Origin of the sequence: Roseovarius ramblicola (genome assembly GCF_042430665.1) — a bacterium.
Classification (GTDB): Bacteria; Pseudomonadota; Alphaproteobacteria; order Rhodobacterales; family Rhodobacteraceae; genus Roseovarius; species Roseovarius ramblicola.
Window position 1 is genome coordinate 22907 of record NZ_JBHMEC010000001.1, and the last position, 13285, is coordinate 36191.

General features: G+C 65.2%; 10 protein-coding genes. 8 read left to right on the top strand and 2 right to left on the bottom strand.

Translation table 11 applies throughout. The features are described from left to right. Window positions 1-57: 57 nt before the first annotated feature. Together ACFFU4_RS00125 and ACFFU4_RS00130 are read right to left on the bottom strand one after the other, a co-directional pair. Complete coding sequence (locus ACFFU4_RS00125; RefSeq protein WP_377065792.1) at window positions 58-867, bottom strand: SDR family NAD(P)-dependent oxidoreductase; 810 nt, start codon at window positions 865-867, stop codon at window positions 58-60. A 10-nt stretch (window positions 868-877) separates the two neighbouring features. After that, a complete protein-coding gene (locus ACFFU4_RS00130) occupies window positions 878-2656 on the bottom strand; it encodes an extracellular solute-binding protein (RefSeq protein ID WP_377065794.1) in 1779 nt (592 codons plus the stop codon). Window positions 2657-2910: 254 nt separating this feature from the next. Here ACFFU4_RS00130 and ACFFU4_RS00135 point away from each other — a divergent pair, with 254 nt between their 5' ends. The 8 genes from ACFFU4_RS00135 (at window position 2911) to ACFFU4_RS00170 (ending at window position 13268) form a co-directional block, all read left to right on the top strand. After that, window positions 2911-3864, top strand: coding sequence for a sugar ABC transporter substrate-binding protein (locus ACFFU4_RS00135; RefSeq protein ID WP_377065796.1), 954 nt, complete (start codon window positions 2911-2913; stop codon window positions 3862-3864). A gap of 189 nt (window positions 3865-4053) precedes the next feature. Further along, window positions 4054-5028, top strand: coding sequence for an ABC transporter permease (locus ACFFU4_RS00140; RefSeq protein ID WP_377065798.1), 975 nt, complete (start codon window positions 4054-4056; stop codon window positions 5026-5028). A gap of 12 nt (window positions 5029-5040) precedes the next feature. Further along, complete coding sequence (locus ACFFU4_RS00145) at window positions 5041-6042, top strand: ABC transporter permease (RefSeq protein WP_377065800.1); 1002 nt, start codon at window positions 5041-5043, stop codon at window positions 6040-6042. Next, window positions 6039-7550 (top strand): sugar ABC transporter ATP-binding protein, encoded by a 1512-nt coding sequence (locus ACFFU4_RS00150; protein ID WP_377065802.1) that lies wholly within the window; start codon window positions 6039-6041, stop codon window positions 7548-7550. Before ACFFU4_RS00145 ends, ACFFU4_RS00150 begins: the two co-directional genes overlap by 4 nt. Before the next feature lie 174 nt (window positions 7551-7724). Further along, entirely contained in the window at window positions 7725-8210 is a 486-nt protein-coding gene (locus tag ACFFU4_RS00155) for a hypothetical protein (protein WP_377065804.1), read from the top strand. Between the two features lie 434 nt (window positions 8211-8644). Continuing rightward, complete coding sequence (locus tag ACFFU4_RS00160) at window positions 8645-11506, top strand: hypothetical protein (RefSeq protein ID WP_377065806.1); 2862 nt, start codon at window positions 8645-8647, stop codon at window positions 11504-11506. An 89-nt stretch (window positions 11507-11595) separates the two neighbouring features. Beyond that, window positions 11596-12570 (top strand): hypothetical protein, encoded by a 975-nt coding sequence (locus ACFFU4_RS00165; protein ID WP_377065808.1) that lies wholly within the window; start codon window positions 11596-11598, stop codon window positions 12568-12570. 239 nt (window positions 12571-12809) lie between these two features. Beyond that, entirely contained in the window at window positions 12810-13268 is a 459-nt protein-coding gene (locus ACFFU4_RS00170; RefSeq protein WP_377065810.1) for a hypothetical protein, read from the top strand. Window positions 13269-13285 lie beyond the last annotated feature (17 nt).

The following is a 13285-nucleotide window of genomic DNA, read 5'->3' on the forward strand; positions in this document are numbered from 1 at the left end:
GTTGAAAGGGGATTGAAGAAAGGCGGGCAAACTGCCCACCCTACGCGGAGGTGAGCGTCACTGGATGCACCAGCCGCCGTCGATATGGATCATCTGGCCGGTCATGTAGTCGCTGTCGTCGCTGGCGAGGAACGACGCGGTGCCGGTGATGTCGTCGGGGTAACTGACGCGCTTGATCTGGAGCGCGTCGCGCACGATGTCGTCATAGGCCTGGCCCTCGCGCTCCTTGAAGCCGATATCGACAAGGTCCTTGTCGAGCTGCTCCCAGAGCGGCGTGACCACGACGCCGGGGGCATAGCCGTTGACGGTGATGTTGTGCTCGGCCAGGCCGATGGCCCCGCAATGGGTAAGCGCGAGACAGCCGTATTTCGAGGTGCAATAGACCGTCACATCGACCAACGGCTTGCGGCTGGCGATACTGCCCACGTTGATCAGCTTGTAGGGATGACCCTCCATCGGGCCCTGCGCGATCATCTGGCGGGCGGTCTCCTGCATGCCCAGCCACATCGCCTTGGTGTTGACGTTCATGATCATGTCCCAGTTGTCTTCGTCGATATCCATGAAGAACCGGGGCTTGTTGAGACCCGCGTTGAACAGCCCCACATTGATCGAGCCGAACGCCTCGACCGTGGCGGCGACGGCGCTCGCGTTGTCGGCACGGCTGGTCACATCCATCTTGACCGCGATGGCCTGCCCGTGTCCGGCACCGTTGATGCGGTCGGCAACGGCCCGCGCCTCGGCCTCGTCGAGATCGCCGAGGCAGACATTGGCGCCCTGCGCGGCAAAGCTCTCGGCGTTGGCGGCCCCCATGCCGCGGGCGGCACCGGTGATCAGGATGTTTTTGCCTTTCAGGCGGTTGGGGTCCATGGTTTCCTCCCTAAGTGACCGGTTCTCGTAATAGATCTTCGACGCGGGACTGGATCTTTGCCAGCGCCTCGCGGGGTGAGACGATGCCGCGCAACATGTCGTGAAGCTCGTGACCGCAGATCGCGATGATGCCGGAAATCTGCGGGATCGGCGGGCGCGGCCAGAATTGCAGCTCGTCGCGCCACGACATCTGGTCGACGAGTTCGAATATCGGGGACAGGCGGCGCACCTCGGGATCGGCCCCGACCGAATAGCGCGGCACCGTGCGGCTGCCGTTCTGGACATAGAGTTTCTGCGCCGCGGGGGATGTGAAGGAGACCAGCGCCTCGACCGCGTCGGGCAGCCGGTCCTCGGCGAGGTTTGCGGGGATGCACAGCGCGTATCCGCCGACCGGGGCGATGGGCACCCCTTTGGGACCGTGCGGATGCGGCAGGTAGCCTGTGTTGTCATGCGCCGGGCAACTGGCGTCCAGCTCGAAATACGGGGCCAGCAGGGTATAGCCATAGGCCATGGCGACCTTGCCCTGGGCAAAGGGGCGGACCCGCTCGTACCACGACATCGACAGGATATCGGGTGGCGAATATTCCATCAGCTCGACAAGATATTCGGCTGCGGCCAGCGCGCGGTCGCTGTCCAGCATGGGCCGGAAACCGCCGCCGGCGAGGTGGTCGGCGTCGTACCCGCCCGCGATTTCGGGCAGGTCGATGACAGGCTGGCCGAAATCGGCGCAGGTCATGATGAAGCTGTGCCCGAGCGCGGTGCCGCGCGCCGCGTTCCAGGCGATGCCGTAGCGCCCCTGCTGCGGCTTGTGAAAGTGTCGCGCGGCGGCGATCACCTCATCGGTGGTCGCCGGCGGCTCCAGCCCGTCGCGGGCGAACCAGTCCTTGCGGTAGAACATGAGCTCGGGCGTGGTCTGGCTCGGAACGCCGTAGGGCACGCCGTCCCAATGCGCGGCCCGCCAGCCCGCGGTGTGGAAGTCGCCGGGGTCGAGCCGCTCGACATCCATGGCCTCGGGCAGGGGCCGGATCACGCCCTTCTCGACGAATTCGCCCAGCCAGGGCAGGTCAACGGCGATCAGGTCATACCGGCTTCGGGAGCGGCCTGCGTTGCGCAGCGCCTCATCGCGCAGGCGGTCGATGGAAAACGCCCGCTGGTTGATATCGGTGCCGACGATCTGCTCGAACTGACGCTTGAGGGTGTCCATGACCATGAAGGTCGGGTCCCCGTGAACCAGGATGCGCAAGCCTCCGGCCAGCCTGAGCGGCTGGGGCAGCGCGCGCGGCGGCGGGATCGTCGCCTGGCCGGGCTGATAGGAGCCGCCGAAATAATAGTCGCTTGCCGTCGCGGTCCGGTCGGTTCCGCCGAACGCGCTGCGGGCCATGCGGTCAACGCGGTCCGCGATCCGGTTGAAGCTCTCCAGCAGCTTCGGGGCGGGGTGCAGCGAGACGGTCTTGCCCGATTTTGTCCGCGGCCGCCGTTCGACAAGCCCCGCCGCCTCGATCTCGGCCAGCTTGCGCATGCCGGTCGCATAGGGCACGCCGGAGGCCGAGACCATCGCCGTGGGCGACACGACCCGCCCGGTGCAGTGGCTGTGCAGCAGGTGCAGGATCATGTTCAGGTGCGGGTTGGGCGTGGTCGGGTCGATCCCCGTGTCGATCTCGACGCTGATATCCTGTAGAAACGACACCACCCGCTCAAGCTCGGGGCTGAGCGCCGGGGCCGGGACGGCGGCGGAGAGCGCGGCCCCGGACGGTCCGGAATGGATATCATGTGCGGTTTGATGTTGCATGCGACCGGTGGATGACAGTGAAAACGGGGGTGATGGTGGTGTGGACATTGCGTTCTCCGAAACATGTTCAATTCTGGGGGCCGTCAGTATGAATGTTTTGTCCAGAATGGATACGAAAATATCCATAGTGGATATTTATTGGACGTTCCTCCGCGGCGAGAATCGCGCTGGATAGCGGGCAGATTGCTGGGCTCGCGCCCGGGCTGAAGAGGACAGCCGCAGTCGATCCGAAAACCCTATGGGAGGACCAATCGATGAATTTCCCGACCAAGAGTGCGCTGGTCTGCACGACCGCGATGCTCGGCTCCGCCGCTGCCGCCGAGACGATGACCATCGGCATCACCCAGAACAACGTGGGTGTCGACAGCTACCAGACGACCTATGAACAGGCGTTCATCGCCGCCGCCGAGGCCAACCCCGATGTCGAGGTGGTGGTTCTGGACGCCGGCGGGGATGTCGCGCGCCAGATCGCCCATATGGAAGACCTCATCCAGCGCCAGGTGGATGCCATCATCATCTGGCCGACCAATGGCGAGGCCGTGATCCCCGCCGTCCGCAAGGCGTACAAGGCGGATATTCCCGTCATCGTGACCAATTCGAACATCGCCGAGCAGGGGTTCGACTTCGTGGCCTCGTTTTCGGGCCCGGACAACATCACCCAGGGCGCGCGCGCAGCCGAGATCATGTGCGACCGCTTCAATGATCTGGGCATCGAGGACGAGGCCCGTGTGATCGAGATCACCGGCCAGCCCGGCTACACCACCGCCATCGAGCGGTCCGAAGGCTTTCAGGACCGTCTGCCCGAGGTCTGCCCGAACGTCGATCTGGTCGAAAGTCAGCCGGGCGACTGGAACCGAGAGAAGTCGCAGCAGGTGATGGAGGCCTTTCTCGTCAAGTATGACGACATCGACGGGGTCTATGCCGGTGACGACAACATGGGCGTGGGCGCTCTGAATGCCGCAAGGGCCGCCGACCGTGCCGACGGCATCACCTTTGTCGGTGCCACCAACTTTTCGGTGGGCTACGAAGCCATGGCCCGGGGCGACTACTGGGGCTCGATCTACCAATCGCCGGTGGATGATGCCGAGGCCGCGCTGCGGACGGCCATCGACGTGCTGTCGGGCAAGGATGTCCCGTTCCTGAACTACTTCGACACGCCGAAGATCACCCAGGACAATATGGACGCGTTCGAAAAGCCCGTCTTCTGATCGGCTCGCGGTCTGTGAGCGGGCGGATGCGCGCGCGCCGTTCTCCGGGCGGTCCGTGCCCGGCGCGGGCGCCGCACGTCCCGTGCCGCTCGCACGGGGCGGTCGTGACGCGACCGGGCGAATCGTGAAGATCGGCGGAGTAATGTGCCCAGTGCGCCCGCGCGACGGCACACCTGACGGGAGGATGACATGGCGGAGCTGACGAAAAAGGGTATCGGCGGGTTTCTTGCACGGCAGGGCATCCTGGTCGCCTTCGTGCTGTTCATGGCGGGCTTCGCGCTGATTAATCAGCGGTTCATCGCGATCGACAACGTCTTCGGGGTGATCCGCTCCTCGGCGATCCTCGGCGTCATGGCGCTGGGCGTGACCTTCGTGGTGATCGGCGGCAATCTCGACCTCTCGGTCGGGTCGATGATGTCGTTCTCGACCATCGTGGTGTTGGACCTGCACGACAAGCTGGGCCCGGCACTCGCGATCCCGGCGATGTTCGGGCTGACGTTGGCGCTGGGGGCGTTCATCGGCTTTCTGGTCGGCTATCTGCGGCTCAATTCGCTGATCGTGACGCTGGGGATGCTGTCGGCGATCCACGGCCTGACCCTGACCTGGTCGGGCGGCAAGAACATGGACATCGCCGACAAGGAAGCCACCTGGTTCGGCGTCTTCGGGCGGGGCGATATCGCGGGCATTCCGATGCCGATCATCCTCTTCGGGCTGCTCGCCGCCGTGCTCGGCCTGCTGCTGTCGCGGACGCCGTTCGGGCGCAAGGTCTATGCCGTCGGCGGCAACGGGCAGGCGGCGACCTTCTCGGGCATACCGCGGGCGCGCGTGGTGTTCTTCACCTACCTGATCTCGGCCTTCTGCGTGGCCACCGCCGGCCTGTTGCAGGCCAGCCGCAGCCTTGGCAGCCAGAACACCGTCGGGCAGGGCATGGAGCTGGAGGTACTGGCGGCCGTGATCCTCGGGGGGGCGTCGCTGCTGGGCGGGGCCGGCACCGTGTTCAAGACCGTGATCGGTGTGCTGATCCTCGGCTTCATCCATAACGGGCTGCTGCTGATCGGGCTGGAATTCTACGTCCAGTACGTCGTCACCTGGATCATCATCGTCCTGGCGGTGTGGCTGGACATCGCCGCCAAGCGGGGCCGCCTTTGGTCACCGATCGCCTGAGGGAGGGACGGCATGACAAGCGACAAGCGCAAGGACCTGGTCAAACAGGGGGCGATCTGGGGCTTCATCGCGCTGGAACTGGCGTTCTTCTCGATCGCCGGGCAGTATCTTTCGGTCACCGACGCGGCGTTCATGGATTTCGACAACATGCTGCTGCTGCTCAAGCAGTCGGCCCCGATCGGGATCATCGCGCTGGGCATGACGATCATCATGATCAACGGCAATATCGACCTCAGCGTCGGAGCCACGTTCGCCCTGTCGGCCATCGTCCTGCTGGACAGCATGACCTGGCCCTTCATGCAGGCCATGGGCGACGGGGCGATCCCGCTGGCCTGGGGCTTTGCCCTGCTGACGGGGGTGGTGCTGGGGGCGGTCAACGGGCTGATCGTGTGGAAGACGGGGGTGGATGCCTTCATCGTGACGCTGGGTGCGATGCTGGGCTTTCGCGGGCTGGTCTTCATGTACAACGGCGAGCAGCCCACCAGCCACCTGAACTGGACGCTGGTGGATTTCGCCGAGGCGCAGTTTCTCGGGCTGCACACGGCCACCTGGTTCCTGCTGGGCTCGGCGCTGCTGCTGTGGCTGCTGATGACCCGCACGGTGCATGGCCGCAACGCCTATGCCATCGGCAACAACCGGGAGGCGGCGGTCAATGCCGGTATCCGCGTGGGCCCGCATTTCATGTGGAATTTCATGCTGATGGGATTTCTTGCCGCGCTCTCGGCGGTGGTGTTCTATTCCGAGAGCGGTTCCGTGAATCCCAATGACGGGATGCTTTACGAGCTCTGGGCGATCACCGCGGTCGTGCTCGGCGGCACCAAGCTGTCGGGCGGCTACGGCTCTATCATATCGACGCTGGGCGGGGTCATCGCGATCCAGTTGTTGCGCAAGGGGCTGGGCCATATCGGCGCGGATACCGAGACGGTGAACCTCGTGATCGGCCTGATCCTGATCGCGGTGCTGTTCCTCGATCGGCAACTGAACCGCAAGGGCAAGGAGGAGTTGAAGATATGACCGGGCCAACCCACGTGCTGCGCCTCGAAGGGGTCGTCAAGACCTTTCCCGGGGTGCGCGCCCTCGACGGCGTGTCGTTCGACCTGCGCCCCGGCGAGGTCCATGCCCTGATGGGCGAGAACGGTGCCGGCAAATCCACCCTGATGAAGGTGCTGGGCGGCATTCATCAGCCCGACGAGGGCCGCATCTTCATCGCCGAAGAGCCGGTGGTGATCGCCTCGCCGCTGCACGCCAAGGCCCGCGGCGTGGTCTTTGTCCACCAGGAACTGAGCCTTGCCGACGAGTTGACGGTGGCCGAGAACATCTTTCTCGGCGAACTGCCGCGCAAATCGTTCGGGCGCGTCGATCACGCGCGGCTTTACCGTGAAACGGATGCCATCCTGGAGGCGCTCAATGTCGGGTTCGACGCGCGCACCCGCGTCGGCGACCTGTCCATCGCCAACCAGCAGATGGTCGAGATCGCCCGCGCCCTGACGGTCGATCCCCGCGCCGTGATCTTCGACGAGCCGACTGCCTCGCTGACCGATGCGGAAAAGGTCGTCCTGTTCCGGGTGATCGCGGATTTGCAGTCACGGGGCGTGGGGATCATCTACATCTCGCACCGCATGGAAGAGATCTTCCGGATCACCGACCGGATCAGCGTGCTGCGCGACGGCACCTATCGCGGTACGCTCGACACCGCCGCGACCGACGAGGAAGAGGTCACGCACCTGATGATCGGCCGCAAGCTCGATCTCAGCCGCAACGCGGTGCATCACGAGATGGGCGAGGTGGCGCTGGAGGTGCGCAACCTGAGCTGCGGCGCGTTGTTCCGGGATGTCAGCTTTACCGTTCGCAAGGGCGAGGTTGTCGGGTTCTACGGGCTGGTCGGTGCCGGTCGTACCGAGATCGCCGAGACCATCTTCGGTCTGCGCGATCCGTCCTCGGGGCAGATATTCCTCGACGGCGAGGAGGTGCGCATCCATTCGCCACGGGACGCCATCCGCCGCGGCATTTCGCTGGTGCCCGAGGACCGCAAGGGGCAGGGGCTGGTGCTGGGCATGAATTGCCGCGACAACATGACCCTGCCGCAGGTCGATGACATGACCGCCGGTCCGTTTGTCAGCGACGAGGCCGAGGTGGCGATTTTCGACCAGTATCGCGACCGGCTCGATATCCGCACGCCCGGCTGGCGGCAACTGGTCGGCAACCTGTCGGGCGGCAACCAGCAGAAGATCGTGATCGGCAAATGGCTGTCGATGCGCCCCGAGGTCCTGATCGTGGACGAGCCCACGCGCGGCATCGACGTGGGGTCGAAGGCAGAGATCCACAACCTGATCCGCGATCTGGCCGCGCAGGGCTATGCGGTGATCGTCATCAGTTCGGAAATGCCCGAGGTGCTGCATGTCAGCGACCGGATCGTCGCCATGTTCTCGGGCCGGATCATGCGCGAATTCACCTCCGACGAGGTCACGGAGGACAGCCTGATCCAGGCGATTTCCGGGCTCGACGGTGGCAGGGTGGCCTGAAACCGGCAGGGTCCGCGCGCCCGGCGGCGTGGCGGCGCGCGTTCGGCCTTGTCGAGTGCCGTCGCTGTTGTACCATGCTACCGGGCACGCGCGCCCAGCGGCAGCCGTCTGCGGTCGAACCGTGCCGTCACCCGTGCGCCGCGTGTCCCATGGGGCTTCAGGACGGAGGGCACGATGCAAAAGACCACGGTGCAAAAGACTCTGACGCGATTTCTGATCGACGGGGCGAACGCGGCCAACATCCTGCCCCTGCTGCACGAAGACGGCCGCATCGTGCGCCTCTACCGGCATTGGCCGACGGCAGAGATGTCGTGGTGGACCGTGTCCGTGCCCGTGGCGCGGGGCGGCCCGAACCGGGACATCCTGCTTCAGGGTCTTGAATACGATATGGAAATATCGAGGGCTCAGTACATCGAGTGGATCGACGATTTTCGCTCCGCGGGGATGACGCTCGTCCAGTCGCCGGAGCCGCTGCCCTACAGCCTGCATCCCGGGCGCTTCCACAGCCCCGCAGGCTTTGAGGCGGTTCTCAAGAAATGCGGCGCGATGCTGCTGTTCGAACTGCCGCACGCCGATGAGACGGCCGGTCTGACCGTTTTTTCCGCGCGCCACGCGGATTGGATCCGGCGTCAGGGGGTGGCCTTGCGCGACGACGCCTGAGGTGGCGCGCAGACCGTGAGGCTTGATTCGTCCCCGCCTTTGGCTAAGCTGGAAAGCTTACAAGCTGTTCAGGGGCGGAGTTGGCCGTGTCCAGGACGTGTCAGTCGTGCGGGGCGGTGAACGCCAGAAGCAAGCACTTTTGCGCGCATTGCGGAAAAATGCTGCCGGAATCCTCTGACCATCCCGACAATGGCACAGCCCCCTCCTCAGACCCGTTCGGTTTCGCGGACCTGTTCGGCGGCGCGGAACAGGCACCGGGAGATGCCGGTACCAATCGGACCCGCGCAGGGGGCGGTGAGTCCACGGGCAGGAAGGCCCACCTCCGAGACGGGCCCGAAGATGCCCGGGAAACCGAGCGGCGCGCCGGGAACAGGACAACCGGGCCGGACGGCGCAACGGACGGGGCGGCACCTCGGACCGCGGCGCTTGCCCCCGTGGTCGCGGCGGCGACCAAGGCGATCACCCGGAGCCTTGCGCTCAGTGCGGCAGTGCTCGGGCCGGGCTTCGTGCTGCTGTTCGTGGGGCAGACGATCGCGGGGATGCTCTGGCTGCTGATCGGATCGTTCGGGATGATGGCCTGGACGTATCGCAAGCCCTGGCGCATCGGCTGGATCAGCTGCCTTCTCCCGCCGGGCGCAGCGGCCCTGTGCTATCTGGTGCAACTGACGTTGTTTCAGGCATCCGCACCGCCGCTGGCGCTCGTCGCCGTCGCCGCGGGCACCGGGGTGCTGGTCGGGGTGTGGCGGGCCCGGACCCATGTGGTCCGGCAGAGCGAGGACGGCGGCATCATCGCCGAGCGCACCTTCGGCTACCTGCTGGTCTGGGTGCTGGCCTATGGCTGCACGCAATTCTTCTCGATGCTGGCGATCACCATCTTGCTCGTGCGCGCCGGGCTGGTCACCGGCGCCTTCACGACCGCAATGCTCGCCGTGGTCAGCATCGTGATCTTTCGCAAGGGCCGCCACCTCGGCGCCGCCGCGATGGCGGGCGTGATGGTACTGTGCGGAGCAATGTTGCAGCCCGCCCCCGCGCAGGCGCAATCGAGTGTCTGCGCCGGGCTTCACGACGAGACCACCTCGGCGCTCAAGACGTTAACAAGCGTTGTCTACACCACGCTCAACGTGACCGCCGGGCAGGGTGCGAGATACAGCGATGACCAGTGCCACTGGTCGATCCTCGTGCGCGGCAGGAACGTCTCGGGCGTGCTGAGCTTTGACATGGGCACCGCCGGATCGACCGATCAGGCGCAACGCTGGCTGCGCGATGCGGGCGGGCAGAGTATCCCGCGTATGGGCGACGACGGCGGGCGCTATTCCTTTGCCAACCAGCCGTCCGGGTCGCGATACGAGATGTATTCGCGGCTCGGCGCGCGAGTGTTGGCGACGCGTGTCGATGTCTCCATGTCGGCCGAAAGATTCGATAAGGCCAGGTCCGAGGGGCTGATCGGTTGGCTGAACGAAACCGTCTTTGGCGCGATGCGCAGCATTCACGACCGGGCCTATCTCAAGTTATCCGAGACGATCCATGCCCGGGTCTTCGCCGCTGTTACCAGCGCGCTGATCGCGGCGGGCGTCGCCGTCCACGTCGCGCAGGCGGTTGCCGCCGCGATCGCCAATGCGGTGCAGGCGGGCGTTCAAGTCACGGCCGAGGACGTGCAGAATGCAATAGCAGAGGCATTGCTGGCCCGCTCGCCCTTGGGCGGCGAATCCGCCAGAGGCGGCGACCCGCCCCGTCGCGACCGGGGCGGCAGCACGGACCCGCCCGGCAGCCGCCAGCGGAGCGCAAGTAGCGACCCGAGCAGCGGCGAAACACGCCACCGCGCGCCTCCCAACACGCCCGGCGCGGAACGCGTGCGCCCGCCAACGCCGATCTATGACGAGAACGGAGAGCCGTTCGAGACCAATGACAAGGGCGAATACTGGGGGCCGGACGAAAATGGCGACTGGCGGTGGCTGAACAGGCAAGAGGCAAGAGAGGCGTCCGAAGCGCTGCGTCAGGAACGCGAGACGCGCGCGCGCGAGCAGGAAGAGCATCACCGGCAGGCAGCCCGGGACCGGGAAGAATGGTGGAAGGAGCGCGAAGAAGAAGCGCAACAGGCCAGGCGCGAGGCCGAGGCAAGGCGCGCGGCGACCGAAGCCGAGGCACAAAGGCGTGACCACCTGCTGGACGGCATGCTGGAGATCGCCGGAAACTTGCCGCCCGGCGAGGATGCGGCCCATCTGATTTCGCGGCTCGCAGAGGCCCATGAAAGCGGCGAACTGTGGCAGGCTGAAGCGGTCTGGGAGGAACTGCGCGGGGACCGGCAATCGGAGGTCGATCGCTGGCAACGCGAGAGCCAAGCCGAGAGGGATGATGCGTACTGGTACGGCGTGGGCGAAACCGGTGCCACGTTCGTTCGCGATGTTGCAAAGGGTACGGCGGCAGCCGCGGCTGGCGCGGCTTCGGCCCCGCTCGGTCTTGTTGGTGCAACGGGGGCCGTCGCGATCGGCGCGGTCGAGGAAGGTTACAAGTTCGACCCCGACAAGGATCGCGTTACGGGAGATTTTGATGCCTTCATGCGGGGCGCGGCAAAGGGGGGGAAATCCGCCTTTCAGGCCCGGTTGGGCGGCATGGACAAGACCGGATGGGCGGCCAGGGCCGGGCGCGTCGCGGTCAATACCGGCCTGGATGCCGGCGAAACATATTTCGATGTGCGGGCCAGTACATATGAGCGCGAAATGTCCAAGCATGGCGATCCGGTTCGCGCCATGGCTGCGGCCGAAGACGCGGCCGAGAAAGCCGGGTGGCAAGCCGGGAAAATCAGCTTGGCAAGCGGCACTTTCAACGAGGCGATCGATACCCGTGCCGCTACCCGCCAGGTCGAGCTCGAAGGTTTTGCAAAGGGGCGCGATCAAGTCGTGACCGAGGCCGCCAAGACGGCAAACGGCATGCTTGCCAACACCGCCCGGAACGTGTCGATCAAGGGCGAGGACCTCCCGACGGCTCTGGGAAATGCAGCCTGGGCGGAAGGTACGGGAAGGGCCGGACAAGGCATGGCGGTTGGCAGCGGAATGGTAAGACAGAACCCGTTTTCCGGCTTTTTCGAACAGTCATCAGAGGCCGCTTCGGCAACCGACACAACCGGGTCGCCCGGACAAGCCGGCGCGAACGACCCTTCTGAATCGTCGGATACAAGCGGAGGATCCGCAACGAAAACGCCGTCGCAGACAGCCGGTGACAGCGCCCCAAGCCCGCGACCCGCACCGTTCAACGACGCGCGTGACGGGATACCCATGTCCGACATATTCGGAGACTAGCTCAGATGCAGACCCGAAGCGGCAAGGAATTGGACGATCAGGCAGACGGGGGATGGAGCAGGTCTCTTCCCGCCTCGAGGAGTTAGCCCATGAGCCAGAGAGAAGATGTCATTATCTTTGAGCCGCCGGCGGACGGGACGGCAAATGAATCGGTCGAGCGGGTCCTTTCGGATCTCCGGGCAGGCCGGTTGGCGTTTGAGGACCGTTACCTTTACAAGCTTCGCCAAAACAACCTGATTGATGATCGTTGGGCACTGGAGTTTCTCGATATCCGGCAAAAAGAGCCCGATATCAGCGCCCATATCCGGTTTCCCTTCCACAGTCAGGAGATGCACTACATGGCGGGGGCGGGCAACGGGCTTCTATGCTCGGTCGACAGTCGGGGCGGCGTGGCTATCAAGCGCGAGTTTTCGGTTTCCGGCTTTATCGGTGAGTTGCTGGGCCCGTTTCATTCACCGCACGCCGCGCCGCCGCCGCCGTTCGAGGTCGTGCTCTCTGAACATGGATTGCACGCGCTGTTTCAACTGGTTGACTGGCTGCGGGGCTTGATTCTTGCCTCGCTCCTTCGCGGCGCTCCTCTGCCCAGTTTCATGTTTGCGCCCGAAGACCTCGGGACATCCGTCGAATCCGACGCCACATCAACCGACAACCGGTCATTTCGCCGGTTGGCAACAATGTTCAGCGATCAGGAAAGAGGAAACAGAACCCCGGATGCACTGGCTGAATTGCAGGAACTGGGGTTGATTGCCCGGGTCGAGGCCGGCGCTGGCGCGTATGAACCCATGGCTGCGGTGCTCGACCTCGCGAACAGGTTTGTCAATCCGACTCCGGCATTTGTGCTCAAGCCCGGGAAAAAGGGAAGAAAGAAGGGAATTCCAGACACCTACGGTATCATTGGCGGGTGGTCGCTGCTTCGTGTGATGTCCAGTACCGACGGGGCCGATCAAGCCTACGTTCTCAAGGCCCTTGACGGCCTTGATGCCACTGTGGAACTGCTTGCGGTCATCGGGACAAGTTGCGGACTTGAGACGCAGCGGGATCCGTCTGGAAGTCCCGGCGCATGACGGCTTACGGGCTCTGGCTTCGCACAAGAGACGCAGTCGGCACAAGACAATCGTGGTGCGTGAATGCGGATCAATGGCGATGAATGCGGGCGCGGTCCAGAACCGCCTTCATTCGCCATTCCGGCAGAAATGTCAGCGGGTTGACGCTGCTGGCCGGGGCTGGTCGTGGCGCGGGCCATCCATCGCGCGCAGCATGGTCTCCACGAGCCCCGCGATGCCGCTCGCTGACCGCGCCTGACATGGATATTCAAGAGACGCCCCTGTCTGTGAGCGATCTGTCCAGCACAAGCTGGCGCTACACGCGTATCGAGATCGCGAAGACGCGACACGGCCCTCTGTATGAGGTGCTGGAGGTGGCGCTGTCGGGCCCCTGCGGCGTGGGGGCCGACGGGCACCGGGATGCGCGGGTGCTTTACGCGGCGGTGGTGTGGGGCTGGCTGCTGTGGCCGTCCGACGCGCTGCTGCTCGACGTGACGGGGCTGGACTATGTCTGGGGGGATGATCTGATCGCGGTGCTGGACATCGGCAGCGACCGGATGCTCGCCCCGGCGCCCGTACCGGTCGCCATCCACTGCGCCGCGTGGAACCGGTCGGCGTTCGACGGGCTGATCGCCGGGATCGGAGGCACGGCCCCGTTCCTGACGACGGACCGGCGGGCGGCGCTTGCCCGGCTTCTGGAGGAACGGCGCATCCGCTGACGGCCCGCCTGACGGCC